22 protein-coding genes are annotated in these 21,087 nt (G+C 62.3%); 7 read left to right on the top strand and 15 right to left on the bottom strand.

The features are described from left to right. The first annotated feature begins 6 nt into the window (after positions 1–6). Positions 7–1,245: a DUF3734 domain-containing protein gene (locus tag CJU94_RS18245; RefSeq protein WP_095419895.1), complete on the top strand. Its 1,239-nt coding sequence runs from the start codon at positions 7–9 to the stop codon at positions 1,243–1,245. 200 nt (positions 1,246–1,445) lie between these two features. On the opposite strand, the gene CJU94_RS18240 is transcribed toward CJU94_RS18245, so the two are convergent. Beyond that, positions 1,446–2,645, bottom strand: coding sequence for an amino acid aminotransferase (locus tag CJU94_RS18240; RefSeq protein WP_095419894.1), 1,200 nt, complete (start codon positions 2,643–2,645; stop codon positions 1,446–1,448). A gap of 468 nt (positions 2,646–3,113) precedes the next feature. On the opposite strand from CJU94_RS18240, the gene uvrB reads away from it, so the two are divergent. The 5 genes from uvrB (at position 3,114) to CJU94_RS18215 (ending at position 8,873) form a co-directional block, all read left to right on the top strand. Then, complete coding sequence (gene uvrB / locus CJU94_RS18235; protein ID WP_095419893.1) at positions 3,114–5,207, top strand: excinuclease ABC subunit UvrB; 2,094 nt, start codon at positions 3,114–3,116, stop codon at positions 5,205–5,207. A 330-nt stretch (positions 5,208–5,537) separates the two neighbouring features. Next, a complete protein-coding gene (locus CJU94_RS18230; RefSeq protein WP_095419892.1) occupies positions 5,538–6,086 on the top strand; it encodes an iron transporter in 549 nt (182 codons plus the stop codon). 130 nt (positions 6,087–6,216) lie between these two features. Beyond that, complete coding sequence (locus CJU94_RS18225; protein WP_095419891.1) at positions 6,217–6,549, top strand: cupredoxin domain-containing protein; 333 nt, start codon at positions 6,217–6,219, stop codon at positions 6,547–6,549. A 75-nt stretch (positions 6,550–6,624) separates the two neighbouring features. Then, a complete protein-coding gene (locus CJU94_RS18220; RefSeq protein ID WP_095419890.1) occupies positions 6,625–7,470 on the top strand; it encodes an FTR1 family iron permease in 846 nt (281 codons plus the stop codon). Beyond that, positions 7,467–8,873, top strand: coding sequence for a 4Fe-4S binding protein (locus CJU94_RS18215; RefSeq protein ID WP_095419889.1), 1,407 nt, complete (start codon positions 7,467–7,469; stop codon positions 8,871–8,873). The genes CJU94_RS18220 and CJU94_RS18215 overlap by 4 nt, the downstream gene beginning before the upstream one ends. Before the next feature lie 291 nt (positions 8,874–9,164). On the opposite strand, the gene CJU94_RS18210 is transcribed toward CJU94_RS18215, so the two are convergent. From CJU94_RS18210 to CJU94_RS18195, 4 genes are all read right to left on the bottom strand, one after another. Beyond that, on the bottom strand, positions 9,165–9,428 hold the full coding sequence (locus CJU94_RS18210; RefSeq protein ID WP_095419888.1) for a hemin uptake protein HemP: 264 nt from the start codon (positions 9,426–9,428) through the stop codon (positions 9,165–9,167). A gap of 203 nt (positions 9,429–9,631) precedes the next feature. Further along, positions 9,632–10,114: an SRPBCC family protein gene (locus tag CJU94_RS18205; RefSeq protein WP_095419887.1), complete on the bottom strand. Its 483-nt coding sequence runs from the start codon at positions 10,112–10,114 to the stop codon at positions 9,632–9,634. A 24-nt stretch (positions 10,115–10,138) separates the two neighbouring features. After that, positions 10,139–10,537, bottom strand: a complete 399-nt coding sequence (locus CJU94_RS18200) for an OsmC family protein (protein WP_095419886.1) — start codon at positions 10,535–10,537, stop codon at positions 10,139–10,141. 153 nt (positions 10,538–10,690) lie between these two features. Next, a complete protein-coding gene (locus tag CJU94_RS18195; RefSeq protein ID WP_095419885.1) occupies positions 10,691–11,569 on the bottom strand; it encodes a pirin family protein in 879 nt (292 codons plus the stop codon). 122 nt (positions 11,570–11,691) lie between these two features. On the opposite strand from CJU94_RS18195, the gene CJU94_RS18190 reads away from it, so the two are divergent. Then, positions 11,692–12,678 carry a LysR family transcriptional regulator gene (locus CJU94_RS18190; RefSeq protein WP_095419884.1) on the top strand — a complete coding sequence of 329 codons (987 nt, stop codon included), beginning with the start codon at positions 11,692–11,694 and terminating at the stop codon, positions 12,676–12,678. A gap of 353 nt (positions 12,679–13,031) precedes the next feature. Here CJU94_RS18190 and CJU94_RS18185 read toward each other — a convergent pair whose 3' ends face one another. The 10 genes from CJU94_RS18185 to CJU94_RS18140 form a co-directional block, all read right to left on the bottom strand. Further along, a complete protein-coding gene (locus CJU94_RS18185) occupies positions 13,032–13,451 on the bottom strand; it encodes an ExbD/TolR family protein (protein ID WP_095419883.1) in 420 nt (139 codons plus the stop codon). A 16-nt stretch (positions 13,452–13,467) separates the two neighbouring features. Next, entirely contained in the window at positions 13,468–14,199 is a 732-nt protein-coding gene (locus CJU94_RS18180) for a MotA/TolQ/ExbB proton channel family protein (protein ID WP_095419882.1), read from the bottom strand. 28 nt (positions 14,200–14,227) lie between these two features. Continuing rightward, positions 14,228–14,965 carry an energy transducer TonB gene (locus tag CJU94_RS18175; protein ID WP_095419881.1) on the bottom strand — a complete coding sequence of 246 codons (738 nt, stop codon included), beginning with the start codon at positions 14,963–14,965 and terminating at the stop codon, positions 14,228–14,230. Positions 14,966–15,222: 257 nt separating this feature from the next. Next, positions 15,223–15,459 (bottom strand): (2Fe-2S)-binding protein, encoded by a 237-nt coding sequence (locus tag CJU94_RS18170; RefSeq protein ID WP_091800666.1) that lies wholly within the window; start codon positions 15,457–15,459, stop codon positions 15,223–15,225. Positions 15,460–15,675: 216 nt separating this feature from the next. Continuing rightward, complete coding sequence (murI, locus tag CJU94_RS18165; protein ID WP_425272156.1) at positions 15,676–16,563, bottom strand: glutamate racemase; 888 nt, start codon at positions 16,561–16,563, stop codon at positions 15,676–15,678. Positions 16,564–16,863: 300 nt separating this feature from the next. Continuing rightward, complete coding sequence (gene bfr, locus CJU94_RS18160) at positions 16,864–17,343, bottom strand: bacterioferritin (RefSeq protein WP_091795621.1); 480 nt, start codon at positions 17,341–17,343, stop codon at positions 16,864–16,866. A gap of 190 nt (positions 17,344–17,533) precedes the next feature. Beyond that, the gene (locus CJU94_RS18155) at positions 17,534–19,057 is read right to left on the bottom strand and encodes a fumarate hydratase (protein WP_095419879.1); all 1,524 of its coding nucleotides are present in this window, start codon (positions 19,055–19,057) and stop codon (positions 17,534–17,536) included. Positions 19,058–19,110: 53 nt separating this feature from the next. Next, the gene (locus CJU94_RS18150) at positions 19,111–19,680 is read right to left on the bottom strand and encodes a TIGR00645 family protein (RefSeq protein ID WP_038456606.1); all 570 of its coding nucleotides are present in this window, start codon (positions 19,678–19,680) and stop codon (positions 19,111–19,113) included. Between the two features lie 449 nt (positions 19,681–20,129). After that, positions 20,130–20,549, bottom strand: coding sequence for a hypothetical protein (locus tag CJU94_RS18145; protein WP_095419877.1), 420 nt, complete (start codon positions 20,547–20,549; stop codon positions 20,130–20,132). Between the two features lie 140 nt (positions 20,550–20,689). After that, on the bottom strand, positions 20,690–21,076 hold the full coding sequence (locus CJU94_RS18140; RefSeq protein ID WP_244220876.1) for a ribbon-helix-helix domain-containing protein: 387 nt from the start codon (positions 21,074–21,076) through the stop codon (positions 20,690–20,692). Positions 21,077–21,087: the final 11 nt, after the last annotated feature.

Here is a 21,087-nt window from a genome sequence, read left to right as displayed (position 1 = left end):
GGCACCATGGCGCAACGCAATCTCAAGCGGGCGCGCGTCGCTGCGCCCGGCGACGGGGAAGGCGAGGGCGCCGGTCCGGCGCCGGCCGCGCACCCGGGCCGGCACGTCCATCTGCCTGACTACGAAACCGTTGCCTTGATGCTCCAGGGTGGCGGCGCGTTGGGCGCCTATCAGGCCGGTGTCTTCCAGGGGCTTCACGAAGCCGGCATCGAGCCGAACTGGCTGGCCGGCATTTCGATCGGCGCGCTGAACACGGCCATCATTGCCGGCAATCCGCCGGAGAAGCGCGTCGAACGGCTGTTGCAATTCTGGGAGACGATCTGCCAGCCGGCTTTCGGGCCGCCGTTGCCAGCGTTTATCGAGCACGCGCTTTTCAACTCGAGCGAAGCCGTGCGCAAGGCGTTTACGGCAACGCAGGCAATGGGCGCCATCGTCGAAGGGCAAAAGGGCTTTTTCGTGCCTCGCTTCCCGCCGCCGTTGCCCACGGTGTCCGGGCCGCCACAACAGGCCAGTTACTACGACACCACGCCGCTGAAGGCCACGCTCGAAGCGCTTTGCGATTTCGACCGGATCAACTCGCGCGAAATGCGCGTCTCGGTGGGGGCGGTCAATTGCGGCTCGGGGAATTTTGCGTACTTCGACAACACGCATACGACCTTGAGGCCCGAGCACTTCATGGCCTCTGGTGCGCTGCCGCCAGGCTTTGCGGCGGTCGAGATCGACGGCCAGTTTTACTGGGATGGCGGATTGATGTCGAACACGCCGCTCTATGAGGTGATCCAGACCACGCCGCGCCGTGACACGCTCGCGTTCCAGGTCGACCTCTGGAGCGCGATCGGGCCGGTGCCGGATAACATTACCGACGTCCAGGGGCGCATGAAGGACATCCAGTATTCGAGTCGCACGCGTCTCGTGACCGACATGCTGCAACGGTCGCAGCGTTTCCGGCACGTCTTGCGCGAGGTGCTGGAACGCGTACCGTCAGACCAGCGTGACGATCCGTGGTGCAAACTCGCGGAAGATCTGTCGTGTTCGAAGCGCTACAACGTGATTCATCTCATCTACCGTGAGAAGGAATACGAAGGGCATTTCAAGGACTTCCAGTTTGGCCTGTCGACCATGCGTGAACACTGGCAAAGCGGCCTGGAGGACATTCGCCGTTCGCTCGCGCAGCCGGATTGGCTCGACATGCCGAACAACGACGCAGGCTTTGTCACGCACGATATCCATCGGGATTCGCGCTGAAGGGCCGCGGGCCTGGAAGGCGTTGACGGAAGAAGATATCCGTCAACGCAGCGGGAATTTTCGATGCGCCGGAAACGGCCTGGTTCGAGCGGCAACTAGCGGGTAGTCTGGTCACAAAGAAACGGCGCCCGAAAGAGCGCCGTTTTCACAAGCAGATTCCCGCAGAGCGCGTGCAATGCCCGCCCGCGCTCCTCGATGCTTTACTTCAACACGTGGGCGATCGCGTTGGCCACCGCGTCGAGGTTGCGCGTATTCAGCGCAGCCACGCAGATGCGACCCGTGCTCACGGCGTAGATGCCGAACTCTTCGCGCAGGCGGTCCACCTGCGGCGCCGTCAGACCCGAGTACGAGAACATGCCGCGTTGCGCGTTGACGAAGCTGAAGTCACGATCCACGCCGCTAGCCTTCAGGCGTTCGACCAAACCGTTGCGCATGGCGCGAATCCGATCGCGCATTTCCGCCAGTTCCGTTTCCCACGTGGCGCGCAGTTCCGGCGACGCGAGCACGGCCGCCACCACCGAGCCGCCGTGCGTCGGCGGATTCGAATAGTTTGTGCGGATCACGCGCTTGAGTTGCGACAGCACGCGCGCGGCTTCTTCCTTGCTCGCCGTGATGATCGACAGGGCGCCGACGCGCTCGCCATACAGCGAGAACGACTTCGAGAACGACGACGACACGAACACGTTCAGCTCCGACGCGGCGAACAGGCGCACGGCCGCAGCGTCCGCTTCGATGTTGTCGCCGAAACCCTGGTAGGCGATGTCGAGGAAGGGCACCAGATTGCGTGCCTTGACGACTTCGACGACCTGCTTCCATTGTTCGACGTTGAGGTCCACGCCCGTCGGGTTGTGGCAGCACGCATGCAGCACGACGATCGTGCCGGCGGCGTAGCTGTTCAGCGCGCTCAACATGGCGTCGAAATTCACGCCGTGGGTGTGCGCGTCGTAGTACGGATACGACACGACTTCGAAGCCTGCGCTTTCGAACAGCGCGCGGTGGTTTTCCCAGCTCGGATCGCTGATCGCGACCTTGGCGTTGGGGTTCAGGCGTTTCAGGAAGTCCGCGCCGATCTTCAACGCGCCCGTGCCGCCCAGCGCCTGCGCCGTCACGACGCGGCCTGCTGCGATCAGTGGCGAATCGTTGCCAAGCAGCAGTTTCTGCACGGCGGCGTCGTAAGCGGCGATGCCTTCGATCGGCAGATACCCGCGCGGCAGCGCGGCGTCGACGCGGGCCTTTTCTGCGTCGCGCACGGCGCGCAGCAGCGGAATCTTGCCTTCTTCGTTGAAATACACGCCGACGCCAAGGTTGACCTTGGTGGTGCGCGTATCGGCGTTGAAGGCTTCGTTCAGGCCCAGAATCGGGTCGCGGGGAGCAAGTTCGACTGCGGAGAACAGAGACATGATGGGTGGGCAGCAGTAGTGAAAAGTGAACGGCTTCGATCGCGGCCGGCCGGGCCAGCAGAAACGTCCGGCGCAGGGCACAAACGGACTACGGATGGCGGCGAGCGAGTGCAGCTTCGCATTGTAACGAATTCGCGACCATTTTTTGGCCGGCAAAGCCAAACGGGGCGATTTTTTGCTTGAAAAACAGGCACTCCGGCGCCACGTGGCGAGAGCGGCCAGTTTTAGGAAGCCGCAGGGAGAAGGCGGTCAGCAGGCGCGCAGCCGAGGGAGCAATGGGTCGTCCCCATTGTCCGGCGGCCCTGCGCCAATGCCCTCGGATTGCTCCAAAGGGCCGCACCGTCACACGCGAACCTACCCGCGAACCTACCCGCGCGAACCTCAAAAAGCCTGCGCAGACCCGCTCGATCTTCGATTCCCGCAACCCGTTAGAATAGTTCTTTGCCCCAAGGCCCGGTGCCGCCCCACATGTCCGAACAACATCTGACTGAAGCTGAAGATACGCTCGACGAATCCAAATTCGTCCGTTTCGAAGGCTCGCCGTTCCAGCTTTACCAGCCGTATCCGCCCGCCGGAGATCAGCCCACGGCGATCGACACGCTCGTCGAAGGCGTCGAGGACGGCCTCGCGTTCCAGACGTTGCTGGGCGTGACCGGCTCGGGCAAGACCTTCACGATGGCCAACACGATCGCGCGGCTCGGCCGCCCGGCTATCGTGTTCGCGCCCAACAAGACACTCGCCGCGCAGCTTTATTCGGAGTTTCGCGAGTTTTTCCCGCGCAATGCGGTCGAGTACTTCGTCTCGTACTATGACTATTACCAGCCGGAAGCGTATGTGCCGCAGCGCGACCTGTTCATCGAAAAGGACTCGTCGATCAACGAGCACATCGAGCAGATGCGGCTGTCGGCCACCAAGAGCCTGATGGAGCGGCGCGACGTGGTGATCGTGGCGACGGTGTCGGCGATTTACGGTATCGGCAATCCGTCCGAATACCACCAGATGATTCTCACGCTGCGCACGGGCGACAAGCTGGGCCAGCGCGACATCATCGCGCGCCTGATTGCGATGCAGTACAACCGCAACGAAGCCGACTTCCAGCGCGGCTCGTTTCGCGTGCGCGGCGACACGATCGATATCTTCCCTGCCGAGCATGCGGAGATGGCGGTGCGCGTCGAACTGTTCGACGACGAAGTCGAAACGCTGCAACTGTTCGATCCGCTCACCGGACGGGTGCGCCAGAAGATTCCGCGTTTCACGGTGTATCCGTCGTCGCACTATGTGACGCCGCGCGATACCGTGGTGCGCGCGGTCGAAACGATCAAGAGCGAACTGCGCGAACGGCTCGAATTCTTCTATAGCGGCGGAAAGCTGGTTGAAGCGCAGCGGCTCGAACAGCGCACGCGCTTCGATCTGGAAATGCTGCAGGAACTCGGCTTCTGCAAGGGCATCGAGAACTACTCGCGGCACTTTTCGGGCGCGGCGCCGGGTGAACCGCCGCCTACGCTGGTCGATTACCTGCCGTCGGACGCCATCATGATGCTCGACGAATCGCACGTGCTGATCGGGCAGTTGAACGGCATGTACAACGGCGACCGGGCACGTAAAGAGAATCTGGTCGACTACGGTTTCCGCCTGCCGTCGGCGCTCGATAACCGGCCGCTCAAATTCAACGAGTTCGAACGCAAGATGCGTCAGGTGGTGTTCGTCTCGGCCACGCCGGCCGACTACGAGCAGAAAACGGCCGGGCAGGTGGCGGAGCAACTGGTGCGTCCCACGGGGCTTGTCGATCCGGAAATCGAGGTGCGGCCGGCGCGCAGCCAGGTCGACGACGTGCTGGGCGAGATCAATGAGCGCGTCAAGGTGGGTGACCGTGTGCTGGTGACCGTGCTGACCAAGCGCATGGCCGAGCAGTTGACCGAGTTCCTGGCCGATCACGGCGTCAAGGTGCGCTATCTGCACAGCGACATCGATACGGTGGAGCGCGTCGAAATCATCCGCGATCTGCGGCTGGGCACCTTCGACGTGCTGGTCGGGATCAACCTCTTGCGCGAAGGGCTGGATATCCCGGAAGTGTCGCTGGTCGCGATTCTCGACGCGGACAAGGAAGGCTTTTTGCGCGCCGAGCGCTCGCTGATCCAGACCATCGGCCGGGCGGCGCGTAACGTGAACGGCAAGGCGATTCTCTACGCGGACAGGGTCACCGACTCGATGCGCCGCGCCATCGACGAAACCGAGCGGCGGCGCAACAAACAGATCGCCTTCAACCTGGAGAACGGCATTACGCCGCGCGGGGTGGTCAAGCGCATTCGCGACATTATCGACGGCGTGTACAACGTCGACGACGCGCGCGCCGAATTGAAGGAACAGCAGACCCGCGCGAAATTCGAGGACATGTCCGAGAAGCAGCTCGCCAAGGAACTCAAGCGTCTCGAAAAGCAGATGATGGAGCACGCCAAGAACCTGGAGTTCGAAAAGGCCGCGCAGACGCGCGACCAGCTTGCCTTGCTGCGCCAGCGTGTGTTCGGCGCGAATGTCGGCGATCACGTATCCGGCGTCGATTAAATCGTCTTTTCAGTGAAGGGTGCGGCGGCGCGTCGCACCCTGTCGACCGCTGCCCGCACTCGTCCGTTAGCGCGTCACTTCATTGGCACGCACTTCCTTAAAAGCACCTTAAGACCCTGCTGCCATTGGGCTTTGCGTGCGTTCTGAATTGTTCTCCCTCGCGATCGATGATAAACTCAACCAATATTGAGAATGGTTCGCATTAACGTTCGTATGGCGACTCGCCTCGGATCGACCGCGGTGCTCAGGCCTGCGGCCGCTGCATCGAGGCCTGCGTAACGCACTGTTCCAATGGGTTCGATTCCAGTCTGATAAAAACAAGGAGTTTCAATGCGGATTTCTTCATTCGTGCGTGGTGGCGCAGCAGCGGTGGCCGCGGTCGCGGCGTTCTCGGCAACGGCGGCGGAATACCCGATCGGCAAGCAGCAGATTCAGGGCGGCATGGAAATCGGCGCGGTCTATCTGCAGCCGATCACAATGGAACCCGAAGGCATGATGCGTAAAGCCTCGGATTCGGACATCCACCTCGAAGCCGATATTCATGCGGTCAAGAACAACCCGACCGGTTTCGCCGAAGGCGACTGGATGCCGTATCTGCAGGTGCGCTACGAGCTGACGAAAGCCGGTTCGAACCAGACGCAAAAGGGCGACATGATGGCGATGGTCGCCAACGACGGCCCGCACTACGGCGATAACGTCAAACTGCAAGGCCCGGGCAAGTATCACCTGAAGATGATCGTCGAAGCGCCGATGCAAACGGGCCATATGGCTTTCGGCCGCCACGTCGACAAGGAAACCGGAGTGGGTCCGTGGTTCAAGCCGATCACGCTCGAATACGACTTCACTTACGCAGGCATCGGCAAGAAGGGCGGCTACTAAGCGCCGCGCATCGCCCTGTGTGACCACGCTTGAACGCGTGGCCACACGCGGTTGAATGGCTGAATGATCCAATGCAGCAGGCGGCGCGTCGTCGATGAACCCCACCGCGCCACGTTTTCCGGAAAGGCTAATGAGAATTAACCGAAAGATCGCAACCCTCGCCACCACGCTTTTGCTGGCGGGCGCCGCCCACGCAGCCGACTTGCCGACCTTCAAGCTGGAAATGAACGACGGCAAGCTGACTCCGGCGCGCATCGAGGTGCCGGCGGGGCAGCGTATCAAGATCGAAGTGCGCAACACCGGCAAGGGTGCGGCCGAATTCGAAAGCGTTCAGCTGCGCAAAGAGAAGGTGTTGGCGCCGGGCGCGGATTCGTTCGTCGTGATCGCGCCGCTGGAGCCGGGCGAATACAAGTTTTTCGACGATTTTCACCAGCAGGCGCAGGGTGTGATCGTCGCGAAGTAGGGCTTGGGCGCGAGCGCAGGCCGTCGACGGTTCGTGCGTTCGCCAGGGCAGTAGAAGGGTAGAAGGAGAGCTTGGATGGGTCAGATTCTGTTCGTCGTATGGCGGGAAAGTGTCGAGGCGCTGCTGGTCGTCGGCATTCTGTACGCGTGGCTGAAGAATGGCGACGACGATGCGCGCCGCGGTTTGCCGTACCTGTGGGGCGGCGTGGCGGCAGGATTGATCGCGGCGGTGGCGCTCGGCGCGGCGCTGGTCGGTTTCACCGAAGTGCTCTCCGGCGACGCGCAGGATTACTTCCAGATCGCGATGGTGCTGATCGCCTGCGTGCTGATCGTGCAAATGGTGCTGTGGATGAAGCAGCATGGCCGCTCGCTCAAGCGTGACATGGAGCAGTCGCTGCAAAAGAGCCAGCGCGATTCGAACTGGTGGGGCGTCGCGTTGCTGGTGGCGCTGGCGATCGCGCGCGAAGGCAGCGAAACGGTGATCTTCCTGTATGGCCTCGGCTTCGGCCAATCCGGTCACGTGGACGGCAGCCAGATGCTCGCGGTGGTGATCGGCCTTGCTCTCGCTCTCCTCACGTTTTACGTGCTGCAATTGGGCGGCAAGTTCTTCTCGTGGCGACTCTTTTTCCGCGTCACTGAAATCATGCTGTTGTTCCTCGGCGCTGGCCTGTTCCAGACCGGTGTGGACAAGCTGATCGACAAGGAAATCCTGCCGACGCTCGTCGACCAGATGTGGAATTCGTCGACGATTCTCGATGACTCGAGCACCTTCGGTTCGCTGGTCGCGACGCTCACCGGTTACCGCGCGCATCCGGCGCTGATGAATCTGGTTGCGTACGCCGTCTACTGGGCGGTGGTCTATCTGCTCGTGCGCCGGGCGAATCGCAAGCCGGTGCAGCAAGCCGCCGGGCGCACGGCATGAGCACCGTGATGACCCGCCCGGGCCGCCTCGCGGCGGCCGGGCAGTGGATGCAGCGTCACGGCGCCGCGATTCGCGGCATTCAGTGGGTCGTGGTGGCCGTGTATGCGCTTCTGATTCTGGTGCCGGCGGTGATGCCGCTGCCGGACGACACGGCGCACTTGTGGAACAACCTCACGCTGGCGGCGCAGTTCGTCTTCTGGGGTATCTGGTGGCCGTTCGTGCTGCTTTCGATGGTCATGCTCGGCCGTGTCTGGTGCGGCGTGCTGTGTCCTGAAGGCGCACTCGCCGAATTCGCCAGCAAATACGGCCGAGGCTGGGCGATTCCGCACTGGATGCGCTGGGGCGGCTGGCCGTTCGTCGCGTTCGGCATCACGACCATCTACGGTCAGATGGTGAGCGTCTATCAGTATCCGAAGGCCGTGCTGCTGGTGCTGGGCGGCTCGACCTTCGCGGCGATGATCATCGGCCTGCTCTACGGCCGCGAGAAGCGCGTCTGGTGCAAGTATCTGTGCCCCGTCAACGGGGTCTTTTCGCTTCTGGCGCGGCTCGCGCCGTTTCACTACAAGGTCGACGAGGACGCATGGCGCCGGTCGTACAAGAACGGCGAGCATGGGCACCGCGTGATTCCGATCAATTGCGCGCCGCTCGTGCCGTTGCGCAATATGAAGGGCGCGTCGGCGTGCCATATGTGCGGCCGTTGCAGCGGGCATCGCGACGCGATTGCGTTGACGTGGCGCGCGCCGTCGTCGGAAGTGGTTCAGTTGGGCGACAAGCAGGCAAATCCGTGGGACACCGCGTTGATCCTGTACGGCCTGCTCGGCATTGCGATCGGCGCGTTCCACTGGACCGCGTCGCGCTGGTTCGTCGATCTGAAGATGTTCTTCGCGACCTGGCTGGTCGATCACGACATCACGTGGCCGCTCAGCACCAATGCGCCGTGGTTCCTCTTCACGCATTACCCCGAGCAGAACGATGTGTTTTCGTGGCTCGACGGCACGATGGTGATCGGCTACATCCTCGCCACGGCGCTCGTGTACGGCACCGCGCTGCTGGCGCTGCTGATGGGCGCGACGCGCATGCTGGGGCGCTTCAATGCCGTGCGCCTGCATCATTTGACGCAGGGGCTGATTCCGATCGCCGGCGCGGGCGTGTTCCTCGGCCTGTCCGCTACCACGCTCTCGCTGTTGCGCGCGGAACATGTGTCGTTGTGGTGGGCATCGGACCTGCGTATCGGGATTCTTGCCATCGCCAATCTCTGGAGCGCGTGGCTCGCCTGGCTCGTCACGCGCCGCTATAGCGAGCGCTTGGTTCAACGCGGCCTCGCGATGGTGTGGTTCGTCGCGGCGCTGGCCGTGGTCGACAGCGCATGGTGGCTGATGTTCTGGGGTTGGGCTTCGAAGTAACGCATTGTCCGGCGACGCGATTCGATGCAGTCGCCGGTACCGGGCCAAACAAAAAGCCGTGGGATGGTGTCATCTCCACGGCTTTTTCATTTTCTGCACGATCGGCGCACGCCGTTGCGCGTCGCCGCATCGAGTGAGGACTAAAAAAGCGGCCTGGCTGGCTGCGACGGCTGGCTTGGTGTCTGCACGAAGGGGTCTAGTTCTCACGTGCAAGCCGTCGTGGCTGGCTAATGCCCAACACCTCTCTGGGAGGTGGTCCCCACAATACCCGGTACTTACCTCTGTTCGTCCTTACTTCGTCAGGATCAGCTTGCCTAGCCGCGTGGCACGCAGCTGGTAGGTTTCGCCGTTGTGCACGATGCTGACGTGACTGTGCCCTTGCAGCAGCGCGTCGCTGCGTACGATCCGCTCCGACGTCTCGCCTGAACCTCCGGCGCGATCCGCAACGCCTGACTTCTGGCCGGTTGCCGCCGTCGTCGAAGCTTTCGGGCGGCTGGTCAGCGCGGCCGCGGGGCGGCGCAGGCTGAGTGTCGAAGGGCGCGTGGGATCGGTCATTGGTTTTAGCTGTTGGTCGATTCGATGGATCAATTCTAAATGATAACTATTCCTATTTACAAGTTGGGGAAATTGATTGAATCTGAATTTCGATAGTCAAACGATGGGGAGGTGGCGCGATAAAGGACGACGGCAAAAGGCCGCCGCGTCGGTAAGCGGCCTTGCGTGCGATGGCAAGCGCGCGGGCAGGGCGCCCGCGAAATTCAATGCAGAGAACCGGGTTCCTGCTTCGCCTGCACATACTGGCGAATGAGCCGAACAGTATCGATATCATTTTCGCGATACGCCGACTTCACGATCTCCTGCGTCTGATGCGCGTCGGGATCGGACGATTCGGGCAACGTGGTGGCGTACTCGAAGCGCAGAAACAGCTGCAGTTCGTCCGGTTGCTCGATGGTCATGGTCAGCGAGCCGCCGACATAGTCCGCGGTCGGCAGAATGTCGTAGCGCACGCTCTGGCTTTCAGCCAGCGTGACACGATCGCGTACGGTCGCCTGGCCGTAGTGCAGTTCCCGCTCGAGCACGTTGCCGTCGCGCGAAAGGATTGTGCAGCTGTCGAGCCCCATCACGAACAGTTGCGGCTGTTCGGCGCGCAGCACGAGGCCCTCCCACAACTGCTCGCGGGTCATCGCTTCGACAAACGGATTCAACGGGTCGTTGATCTGGATAAGGTGTTCGAAATTCAAAACGACGGCTTCCTATGAAAGCGTTCAAGCGACGGCGAGTCCCGAACGGATCGTGATCGAATGCGTGAGGATCTTGTGAACCGGGCACTGATTGGCAATTTGCAGGAGCCGTTCCCGCTGCTCGTCGGACAGGTCGCCTTCCAGCATGATCTGGCGATCGATGGTCGTGCCCGCGTCGCCGGTTTCGAGCGAGAGCGTCACGCGCACGTGGGCGAGCGGCCATTCCTTGCGCTGAGCGTACATCTTCAGCGTGATCGACGTGCACGCGCCGAGGCTCGACAGCAACAACGAAACGGGCGTCGGCCCGCGATCACCGCCGCCGAGCGACTCGGGCTCGTCGGCAAGCCATGTGTGCTTGCCGTCGTCGAAAAGGACCTGGAAATTCGTCGAACCGATATGGGCGGTGACGGTGGGCTCTGCCATGCGCGCTCCTGAACAGGGACGGAAATCGCCGCGCGCCGCTGCCCGTCATGACTGAACGGCGCGGCGCGCGGCCTGAATCGCTATTGTGACCGAATTTGCCGGCCTTCGCGCCTTGGGCTGCCGCGCGGGCGGCGCGCTTGGGCCGCTCGCGACTCAATGCGTGATCGCGCCCATGCGCCCCGCCTGGTAATCGACGACGGCCTGGCGGATCTCGTCTTCCGTATTCATCACGAACGGGCCGTAGCGCACCACCGGCTCCTTGAGCGGCACGCCGCCGAGCAACAGCACCTCGAGCGGGTCCGCGCCGGCCGTGAGCGTGACGGCGTCGCCGTCGTTCTGGAACACGATCATCTTCTGCGCGCCGATTTCCTGGCGTGCTTCGCCTTCACCGTAGAAACCGCTGCCGGACAGGCTGTATGCAAACACGCGATAGTCGGCGGGCACCGGCTGCCGGATCGTTGCGCCCGGTTGCAGCGAGAAATGCTGATACAGAATCGGCGTGCGGGTTTCGATCGCCGCCTTGACGCCGAGCGCTTCGCCGGCGATCACCTTGACGCGCACCTTGCCGTCTGCGGACGCCGCCACCGGAATGCTCGACGACGGCATTTCCTGGTAGCGTGGCGCGATCATCTTGTCGCGGCGCGGCAGATTCACCCATAGCTGCAAGCCGTGCACGCGCCCGCCGGTGCGGACGAACGACGGGTCCGGCATTTCGCTGTGCACGACGCCCGCGCCCGCGGTCATCCACTGCACGTCGCCGGCGTGCAGGGTGCCGGAATGCCCGGCCGAATCCTTGTGGCCGAACTGGCCCTCGAGCACGTAAGTGACGGTTTCGAAGCCGCGATGCGGATGGTCGGGCGCGCCCTTGGCCTCGCCCGGCGCATAGTCGATCGGGCCCATTTCGTCGAGCAGCAGGAACGGATCGAAGTCCATCAGCATGCGGGTCGGAAACGGGCGGTGGACGATAAAGCCGCCACCCTCGGTCGTGCGAACGGCGGGAAACGTGCGTTCGATCGTGCGGGTCGTGCTCATCAAAGTCACCTCAAAAAATGGGGAATAGCGTTATTTTTGAAACATGGAGCTATTATAGGGACCGTTTTCCGGGGTGCCAGCCGCCCCCACGCAATGGATTGTTCTATTACTGGAACGATGAGATGAAGATCGATTCACACAATCTGAACGACCTGATGTATTTTTCGCAGGTCGTCGAACATGGCGGTTTTTCCGCCGCCGAGCGCGTGCTGGGCATTTCCAAGTCGCGCCTGTCGCGCCGCTTGACCGAGTTGGAAGCGTCGCTCGGCGTGCGTCTGCTGCAGCGATCCACGCGCAAGCTGGCGCTGACCGAAGCCGGGCAACTGTTCTACCAGCATTGTCAGGCGATGCTCAGCGAAGCGCAGGCCGCCGTCAACGTCGTTCAGCAACTGCGTTCGTCGCCGCGCGGCACGGTGCGCGTCAGCGTGCCGGTCACGATTTCGCAAACCATCCTGTCGCAGATCCTGCCTGAGTTCATGCATCGCTATCCGGAAGTGCGGGTCGTGATGCGGGTGACGAACCGCGTGATCGATCTGTTCGAGGATTCGGTCGACGTCGCGCTGCGGGTGCGCTCCGATCCGCCGGAGAACGCCAATATCGTGGTGCGGCCGCTGTGGCGTACGCAGCAGATGCTGGTCGGCGCGCCGAGCCTGCTGCAACAGAATGCGCCGCCGTTGCTGCCGGCCGATCTGAGCCGTTTCGAAACGCTCGACGTGCCGACCGGCGACGGACGCCACGTCTACAACCTGATCGCGCCGGACGGCACGCGGCATGCGCACGAACATGAGCCGCGCCTCGTAACCGCGGATCTGATGACGATTCGTGAAGCGGTGCTCGGCGGCGTCGGTATCGCCGCGTTGCCGGAGATGATGTATGGCGCCGCGTTGCGAGCCGGGCAATTGTCGCCGGTGATGCCCGGCTGGACTTTTCCGACGCCGCAGTTGTACGCCGTATTCGTGTCGCGGCAGGGGATGGTGCCGGCCGTGCGCGCCTTTGTCGATTATCTGGTCGAGATGCTCGATCCCGACGACGGTAAACACATCATGGGCGAGTGCCCCGCGCGCGAGGAAATGGCCGCCGCGCAGCCGGCGTTCGCAATCGCGCCATAGCAGTTCTGGCGCGCCACCACATCGCTTTTACCATTTAAGCGCGGCCTGTCATGAGTACTTTCAATGGCGGTTTGCTTGAATGCGCGCGCTTGCGGGCCTATAGTGAAATCCCTTCGCTAAGGAGTCTCTTATGCGAAAACTCATGGCCGCTATCATAGCGGGCCTGATAGGGCTGACCGCGCTGTCCGTGTCGATCACGGCTGTCGCATGCGGTGACTCAGGTAGCTATCAGTCTTCGACCGATGGCAAATGATCCCGCCGCCCGAAGGCGCCGAGTGCGCACAAAAAAAGGCCTTCATCTGACGATGAAGGCCTTTTACTTTTCGGCCCTTTTTTAAAGGGCTTTTATCGCATCATCTCGCTTTCGGCTGCGTCACGAAGCCGATCCTGGTCAGGCCGCCGGCCTGTGCCGCCGACATCACTTCCGCCACTTTCTCGTACGCGACCTTGCGGTCCGCATCGAGATGCAACTCGGGTTGTGGGTTCGCTTGCGCGGCTTCCGCAATCTTCGCGCGCAGTGTGGCGTCGTCCACTTTTTTGTCGTCCCACATGACGTTGCCGTCCGCGTCGACCGCAACGGTCACCTGCGCGGGCTTGGTGTCTTCTTTCTGGCTGCTTGCATGCGGCAGATCGATCTTGACCGCGTGACGAATCACCGGGATCGTCACCATGAAGACGATCAGGAGAACCAACATCACGTCGACGAGCGGCGTCATGTTGATTTCGTTCATCAGGCCGTCGTCATCGTCGTCGGCGAAGGGGCTCATTGCCATTGAAGTACCTCGTCGATCAGTTCGTGCGGGCCGCGAGCCGCAGGCCGTCGCCGCGCCTGGACGACGACAGTCGCGCGCCGGTCACGAAGAACGCATGCAAGCCGTGCGCAAAGCGGCTCAGTTTGGCGACCACCGCCTTGTTGGCGCGCGTGAGCGCGTTGTAGCCGAGCACCGCCGGAATCGCGACGAACAGGCCGAACGCGGTCATGATCAACGCTTCACCGACCGGACCGGCGACCTGGTCGATCGACGACTGGCCGCTCGCGCCGATCGCCAGCAGCGCGTGATAGATGCCCCACACCGTACCGAACAGACCGACGAACGGCGCCGTGCTGCCGATCGACGCGAGAATCGCGAGACCGCTCTGCATGCGGGCGACGCTTTCGTCCATCGTGTCCTTCAGGCAGCGCGTGATCCAATCCGACACGTCCATGCGGTCGTGCAGATGCGGCTGCGTCTGATGATGGTGATCGGCCGCTTCCTGACCCGACAGCGCAAGCGCGAGGAACGGATTGTCCTGCGGCGTCGACGAGCCGGCGCCGAGTTTCTGCACGCCGTCGGCGAGATCGTCCGAATGCCAGAACGCCTGTTCGGCGTTCTTCGTGAGACGCTTCAGGCGCATCACATTCCAGCCTTTGACGACGATCACGCTCCACGACATCACCGACATGATCAACAGCGCGAGCGCGATGCCGCGCGTCACGAAATCCCCTTGCGCCCAGACGTGCGCCAGTCCGTAGTTTTGCATTGCAATTCCTTCTTTTTTGAAATCTGCCTCAATCGCTCAGATTGAACTCGTAAGGCCGGGTGTAAGCGGCTCGAATCGGCTGGCCGTTCTCGAGAAATGGCTTGCAGGTAGTCGCGTGCACGGCGGCGAGCGCAGCGTCGTCAAGACGGCTGAAGCCGCTGCTCTGTTGTAGCTGGATGTCTTCCAGCTTGCCCGTCAGGCCGACCACGAACCGCACGGTGGCGGTGCCGGTTTCACCACGCCGCCTGGATAGCGGTGGGTAATCAGGCTTCACCAGTTCGCAATCAAGGTGCGAGACGTTCTTGGGCGCGCTGACCTCCATCGTCTGATGGCTAACGGCCGGCGCGGCAGGAGCGGGCGGGGCGGCAGGTGCGGCCGGCGCGGGCGGCGCGGGAGCGGGTGCGGCGACGGGTGTCGGCGAGGGCGCGGCGGCCACCGGTAAAGGCGTTGGCGTCGGCTTGGGCGTTGGAGCCGGCTTCGGCTGAACTTTCGGCTCGGTGTGAACCGGCGGCGTCGGCGTGGGCGGCGGCGGTGCAATCGACTGTATCGCGACGGGCGTGGCAACCGGCGCCGGCGGCAGCAACTGCGCGGTCATCACGCGCGATTCGAGGACCGGTTGAACAGGGTCGTGCCGCAAGGTCATCACCACGGCCAGCAACGCGACGTGAATCGCTGCAACCAGTGCGGTTGCCGTCAGGACGCGGGAGTTCGGTCGGGTGGACGAAGCCGGCATGGCGCCGGCCGAAACGGTATGCGAGGCCGGCATATCAGCGTGGCGGCGCGCTGTGCACGCAGCGCGTCAGACAAGACGTCGTCATGTTCGAAAAATCAGCAGCGAAATGAACAAAGTAGTCACGAAACCAATCAGCAATTCCATCTCGAACTCCTGTGACGGGTGAGCGGGTAGCTGGCTGGTACGAATACTGGCTTGCTGACGGCAGTGGGATAACGCTTGAACAGCGAGAACGGCAGTGGGCGGAAAGCGCCCGAGGCGCGGCGTCAGCCGCGCCTTGAAACTCGATCTCAGGCGGCCTTGCGTTCGTAGAACGTCAGCGGAACAGCCTGGGGATTATGCTCGAAACCACAGCGGCTCGCGCACACTCCGCTCTGCATCATGACGTCGCGCACGGACTCCGCGCACTTGCCGCAGCAGGAGGCGACGCCGAGTTCGAATTGAAGCTCGTCGAACGAATCGACGCCTTCCGCGATCGAGGCACGGATCTTTCGGTCAGAAACGGACTTGCAGACACAGACAATCATGGCAGGCGTCATGGCTAACGTTAATGCGAATTATTATCATTATGTTTGAGCCGTTTGGCAAGCGTCCTGCCTGATTTTTTGTAACAAAACCAGACTCTTAGAAGGGTTTCGCCTATAAGGCCCGGTGCGGCGCGGGCGGCCGGCGGCGCGTGAAAGCGCCTAAAAAGTGCGCAGGACGCGGCAGCAGCGGGGAAAAACGCGCGTATGCCGCGTGATTTATGCGGCGTGGGAGTTCGGTGCTGCCGTGCGGCGCGACGGAATCGACACCTGCTCGACCATTGCGTCGATATGTAGCAGGGTGGTGGCCAATTGCTGCTGATGGGTGCCGTCGCCGGTCGAATAAAAGCGGGGCAGAACAGCGCCCGCGCTTGCCGGCGCCGCACGCAGGCCGTGCTGGTCCAGCACCCGTTCCAGCTGGCGCGCAATCGCAACGCTCGTGTCGATCAGCGTCAGCCGGTCGCCGACGATGTCGCGGATCGCCGCATCGAGAAACGGGTAGTGCGTGCAGCCGAGCACCAGCGTGTCGGCGCCCGCGTCGAGCATCGGCTGCAGATAGCCGCGCAGCAGCGCGCGCAATTCGGCGGAGCCGACGTCGCAGCGTTCCACGGCCTGCACCAGCCCGTGGCCCGGCTGGCAAATGAAGCGGCAATCCGCGGCGTAGCGTTCGAGCAGCGCCTGGAAGCGCGCGCTGCGTAGCGTCACTTGCGTGGCGAGCACGCCCGCGACGCGGGTTTTGGACCGCAAGGCGGCGGGTTTGATGCCGGGTTCGACGCCGACGAGCGGAATGGGCAGTTTTTCGCGAACCATCGCGATCGACTGCGCGGTTGCCGTGTTGCAGGCGACCACCAGCGCCTTCGCGCCTTGCTTGACCAGCCATTCGCCGATCGCGAGCGTGCGGTCGGCGATGAAATCGTCGTCGCGCTCGCCGTAGGGGGCGTAGAGCGAGTCGGCGGCATAGAGGATTGCTTCGTCAGGCAGTTGTGCCCGGACCGCCCGCAAGACCGACAAACCGCCGAGACCTGAATCGAAAATGCCGACGGGTGCGCGCGAGCCGGCGCCGGACGTGAACATCTCTGTTTGCGTGGACGGTGATTCTGCGGGCATAGGCGAAGAGAAGGCGTGCGGCACGGCGCTCAAGGGGAACCTGCGAAGGTGTGCAAGTATATCGCTCGCGCAGGCCGTCCCCAGGGGGCGCGCTTCGGGGTGGCCTCCAGGAGGGCCTCCGTCAGACGACCCCAACAGGAATTGTTCCGGCGCGCCCGCCAGGAGGGCTTCCCCGTGACGGTCCTCAAGAGACTTCCGGCCGGGCGCCTTCCAGGCGGGTTTCCTTCGGGGCGCAATCCGTTGCGAACGCTCGGACCCATGAGCGGGCGCGCAGGCGCAGGCGGTTGCGCCGCGGTTCGATCAGGATTCGACCGAACCCATGGCGGATTGCTGATAGTTCTGGATACCGACCTTGTCGATCAGGTCGATCTGGGTTTCGAGCCAGTCGATGTGTTCTTCGGTGTCGTCGAGAATCTTCGTGAAGATTTCACGCGAGATGAAATCACGCACCGATTCGCAATACACGATGGCTTCCTTGCAGGTGCTTTGCGAAATCTGTTCGAGCTTCAGATCGCATTCGAGGATCTCTTTCGTTTCCTCACCGATCAGCAGCTTGTGCAGGTCTTGCAGGTTCGGCAGACCGTCGAGCATGAAAATGCGTTCGATCAGCCAGTCGGCGTGCTTCATTTCGCCGATCGATTCGTCGTATTCGTGCTTGCCGAGTTTCTCGAGGCCCCAGTGCTTGTACATCCGTGCGTGCAGGAAGTACTGGTTGATCGCAGTCAGTTCGTTCTTCAGTTGCGAGTTCAGGTACTCGATAACTTTCTTGTCGCCTTGCATGGCATTTCCTTTTTGGGACTTTGAATTTTCAACAACAATAAACGCCATACCTGAAAAAGCCAAGGAAACAGACGCATCTTTTGACATTGTTTCAGGTGTCGCGCGTCGCCAGTCGCGCTGCGCGCGGCAACAAAAAAGCCGGGACCGCGGTCCCGGCTCTTCGACTTGCGTGACAGGCGTTAGCGGCGAATCAAACGGTCGCGACCGGAATCTTGCCGATCCTGGCCTGCCATTCCTTCGGGCCGGTCTGATGGACGGACGTGCCGTTCGAATCGACAGCCACGGTGACGGGCATATCCTGCACGTCGAACTCGTAGATCGCTTCCATGCCGAGGTCTTCGAACGCGAGAACCTTCGCGCTGCGAATCGCCTTCGACACGAGGTACGCGGCGCCGCCCACGGCCATCAGGTACGCGGCCTTGTGCTTCTTGATCGCCTCGATCGCGACCGGGCCGCGCTCGGCTTTGCCGATCATCGAAATGAGGCCGGTTTGCGCCAGCATCATCTCGGTGAACTTGTCCATGCGCGTTGCCGTGGTCGGGCCTGCGGGGCCGACGGCTTCATCGCGCACCGGATCGACCGGGCCGACGTAGTAAATCACGCGGTTCGTGAAGTCGACCGGCAGCTTCTCGCCCTTTGCCAGCATGTCGGCAATGCGTTTGTGGGCCGCGTCGCGGCCCGTCAACATCTTGCCCGACAGCAGCAGCGTCTGGCCCGGCGTCCACGCGGCGACTTCTTCCTGCGTCAAGGTGTTCAGGTCGACGCGCTTGCTCTTCTGCGTGTCAGGCTGCCAATGCACTTTCGGCCATGCGTCGAGCGAGGGCGCCTCGAGCTTGGCGGCGCCGGAGCCGTCCAGCGTGAAGTGCGCGTGACGCGTGGCCGCGCAGTTCGGGATGATCGCGACCGGCTTGGACGCGGCGTGCGTCGGCGCGGCCATGATCTTCACGTCGAGCACGGTGGCCAGACCGCCGAGACCCTGCGCGCCGATGCCGAGCGCGTTGACTTTCTCGTGCAGCTCCACGCGCAGCTCTTCGATCCAGTCCTTCGGGCCGCGCGCGATCACGTCCTGAATGTCGATCGGATCCATCAGCGATTCCTTCGCCATCACCATCGCTTTCTCGGCGGTGCCGCCAATGCCGATGCCGAGCATACCCGGCGGGCACCAGCCCGCGCCCATGGTCGGCACGGTCTTCAGGATCCAGTCGACGATCGAATCCGACGGGTTCAGCATCGCGAACTTCGACTTGTTTTCCGAGCCGCCGCCCTTGGCCGCGACCTGCACGTCGACCGTATTGCCCGGCACGATCTCGTAGTGGATCACGGCCGGCGTGTTGTCCTTCGTGTTCTTGCGGCCGCCTTCGGGCGGGCTCACGATCGACGCGCGCAGCACGTTGTCCGGGTTCAGATAACCGCGGCGCACACCTTCGTTGATCATGTCGGTGACGCCCATCGTCGCGCCGTCCCAACGCACGTCCATGCCGACCTTCACGAACACCGTGACGATGCCGGTGTCCTGGCAGATCGGGCGCTTGCCTTCGGCGCACATGCGGCTGTTGGTGAGAATCTGCGCGATGGCGTCTTTCGCGGCCGGGCTCTGTTCGAGTTCGTACGCGCGGCCCAAGGCCTGGATGTAGTCGAGCGGATGGTAATAGCTGATGTACTGAAGCGAATCAGCAATGCTCTGAATCAGATCTTCCTGTTTGATGACGGTCATGGCTAGCTCAGTGGAGACGGGGCGCTTGTTGTCGGACACGCCGGGCAGGCGAGTCAGTCGTGCGCCTTCAGGGGAGTGGAACCTTTAGCGGCACCCACGGCGTGCAGCACGGTGGGCTCTTCGAAATGCTTGGGATGCGTATGCGTGGTGAGGCGGTCGACCAGCGCCATCACGACTGCCGAGACGAGGAACGCCACGTGGATGATGACCTGCCACATGATCGTATGCGTCGAATTCTGATCGGGGCTGATGAAGGTCTTCAGCAGATGGATCGACGAGATGCTGATCAGCGCCATCGACAATTTGACTTTGAGCACGCCGGCGTTCACATGGTCTAGCCACTCCGGTTCGTCCGGATGACCCTCCACGCCGAGGCGCGACACGAATGTTTCATAGCCGCCGATGATCACCATGATCAGCAGGTTCGAAATCATGACCACGTCGATCAGGCCGAGCACGACCAGCATGATGTTGGTTTCGTCGAGCGTCAGTGACGCCGTGACGAGGTGCCAGACTTCCTTAAGGAACAGGACGACGTAGACGGCCTGGGCGACGATCAGGCCCAGATAGAGCGGCACTTGCAGCCAGCGGCTCATGAAGATGATGGCCGGCAGCGGACGCATTGGGCGGCGCGGTTGGGCTGAGTCGGGTCGCGAAGCGGACATAGGCAAGTGTCAGATGAAACGCAGGTGACGGAACGTGGACCAGATGCGCCGGGCCGCCATGAACATATACGCACGGCGATCGGGCATACAAACCCGGCACGCAAACCAGCGCAGACGGCGCGGTGCACGGCCAGGAAGAGGCCGAAAAAGGCCGCAAAAGCTCACGCCAGGCGCGCTATTGTACAGCGTCGGCTAAATTTGCTGCATTGCGGCGGGCTGGTTGGGGAGACGGCCCGCGGCACGGTGTTGAAGGCGCCAGCGGGAACAAAGGGTCAAGATTGAGCCTGGCGTCGGGGAGGCGAGCGTGGGGTGCGTACAAAATGACAAGTGGCAACCGGCCGCCGAACGCCCGTCCAACGCGATGCGCTGGTCGGGCGTTGCGGCGACCGGCTGTGTTCAGCGCTGCGTCAGGCGCCGCCAACTGCCAGCGAACCCAGCTTGGCCACCATCGGCAAGACCGAGTTCAAAAGTTGCCCGAAGACGCCCGCTACCTGCTTGACGATGTCCATCAACGAACCGCCATCCCGTGATGCATCGGCGCCGGCTGTTCGTGGCGTCGTGTCCGGGTCTTGTGCGCTAGTGTCGCCGACTGTCCGCGCCACTGCGTCGGGGTTTTCGGCCCTGTCGGCGCGTGCCGACTCTTTGACAGCGTGCCATGCCGCCTTTGCGTCGGCACGCTGCATACCGCCGTCGATATCGCGGGTCTTCTCCACGGAAAGTGCTCGGAACGTGCTGTAACCCGCCTGACTGGGGCCGTCGTGCTGCGTCGCCGCCTGCAGGTTGCTCAGGTGGAACGACGTGTTGGTGATGCTATTGATTGCAGTCATCATTAAATCCTGTAATCGAGTGAGAGAAAAGACAATTAATCCGGATAGTTGTCTTCTGCCTGAATTGGCAAGCCAGCTTCCGGGGACCTGTCATGTGAAGCACACGCTGAATCGAATTGTTTTTATCGACCTCCTATCGTTTAAGCAAGTGAACCAGCCGGTACGTCCGGGTCAATCATATTGAGATTGATCGGATGTTTGTTATCCAGCAATTGGGTGACGCAGATTATTCTGACAAAGCCGGTGAAATTACAGATGGCTTCTTGAGTAAGATCAATTTCGAGCGCCCATCTGGAAATCAGCTTTCCCACAGTCACGGATTCCTGTCGCGCGATTTCTTCGATAATTCGCCAATAAACCTCTTCGAGCCGTAGGCAGGTCGCGAGTCCGTTGATTCTGACCGAGCGCTGTCGCGGCTTGGCGAGCTGAGGGGTGAAGTTGCAATACCGCGTCATCGGCATGTGCGTAGACGAGCAGGAATACTGGAGCGGAGGTCCTCCGTTACGGCTGCGAATGTCCTGATGCATTTCAAGACGCT

It is taken from the genome of Paraburkholderia aromaticivorans, assembly GCF_002278075.1.
In the GTDB taxonomy this organism is placed as follows: Bacteria; Pseudomonadota; Gammaproteobacteria; order Burkholderiales; family Burkholderiaceae; genus Paraburkholderia; species Paraburkholderia aromaticivorans.
This window is presented reverse-complemented; position numbering and strand designations above follow the sequence as displayed.

Bases quoted from the DNA above. Each gene is read 5' to 3' on its own strand.
- CJU94_RS18245 (WP_095419895.1), top strand. From the start codon at position 7: ATGGCGCAACGCAATCTCAAGCGGGCGCGCGTCGCTGCGCCCGGCGAC.
- CJU94_RS18240 (WP_095419894.1), bottom strand. From the start codon at position 2,645: ATGTCTCTGTTCTCCGCAGTCGAACTTGCTCCCCGCGACCCGATTCTG.
- uvrB (WP_095419893.1), top strand. From the start codon at position 3,114: ATGTCCGAACAACATCTGACTGAAGCTGAAGATACGCTCGACGAATCC.
- CJU94_RS18230 (WP_095419892.1), top strand. From the start codon at position 5,538: ATGCGGATTTCTTCATTCGTGCGTGGTGGCGCAGCAGCGGTGGCCGCG.
- CJU94_RS18225 (WP_095419891.1), top strand. From the start codon at position 6,217: ATGAGAATTAACCGAAAGATCGCAACCCTCGCCACCACGCTTTTGCTG.
- CJU94_RS18220 (WP_095419890.1), top strand. From the start codon at position 6,625: ATGGGTCAGATTCTGTTCGTCGTATGGCGGGAAAGTGTCGAGGCGCTG.
- CJU94_RS18215 (WP_095419889.1), top strand. From the start codon at position 7,467: ATGAGCACCGTGATGACCCGCCCGGGCCGCCTCGCGGCGGCCGGGCAG.
- CJU94_RS18210 (WP_095419888.1), bottom strand. From the start codon at position 9,428: ATGACCGATCCCACGCGCCCTTCGACACTCAGCCTGCGCCGCCCCGCG.
- CJU94_RS18200 (WP_095419886.1), bottom strand. From the start codon at position 10,537: ATGGCAGAGCCCACCGTCACCGCCCATATCGGTTCGACGAATTTCCAG.
- CJU94_RS18195 (WP_095419885.1), bottom strand. From the start codon at position 11,569: ATGAGCACGACCCGCACGATCGAACGCACGTTTCCCGCCGTTCGCACG.
- CJU94_RS18190 (WP_095419884.1), top strand. From the start codon at position 11,692: ATGAAGATCGATTCACACAATCTGAACGACCTGATGTATTTTTCGCAG.
- CJU94_RS18185 (WP_095419883.1), bottom strand. From the start codon at position 13,451: ATGGCAATGAGCCCCTTCGCCGACGACGATGACGACGGCCTGATGAAC.
- CJU94_RS18180 (WP_095419882.1), bottom strand. From the start codon at position 14,199: ATGCAAAACTACGGACTGGCGCACGTCTGGGCGCAAGGGGATTTCGTG.
- CJU94_RS18175 (WP_095419881.1), bottom strand. From the start codon at position 14,965: ATGCCGGCCTCGCATACCGTTTCGGCCGGCGCCATGCCGGCTTCGTCC.
- CJU94_RS18170 (WP_091800666.1), bottom strand. From the start codon at position 15,459: ATGATTGTCTGTGTCTGCAAGTCCGTTTCTGACCGAAAGATCCGTGCC.
- murI (WP_425272156.1), bottom strand. From the start codon at position 16,563: ATGCCCGCAGAATCACCGTCCACGCAAACAGAGATGTTCACGTCCGGC.
- bfr (WP_091795621.1), bottom strand. From the start codon at position 17,343: ATGCAAGGCGACAAGAAAGTTATCGAGTACCTGAACTCGCAACTGAAG.
- CJU94_RS18155 (WP_095419879.1), bottom strand. From the start codon at position 19,057: ATGACCGTCATCAAACAGGAAGATCTGATTCAGAGCATTGCTGATTCG.
- CJU94_RS18150 (WP_038456606.1), bottom strand. From the start codon at position 19,680: ATGCGTCCGCTGCCGGCCATCATCTTCATGAGCCGCTGGCTGCAAGTG.
- CJU94_RS18145 (WP_095419877.1), bottom strand. From the start codon at position 20,549: ATGACTGCAATCAATAGCATCACCAACACGTCGTTCCACCTGAGCAAC.
- CJU94_RS18140 (WP_244220876.1), bottom strand. From the start codon at position 21,076: ATGCATCAGGACATTCGCAGCCGTAACGGAGGACCTCCGCTCCAGTAT.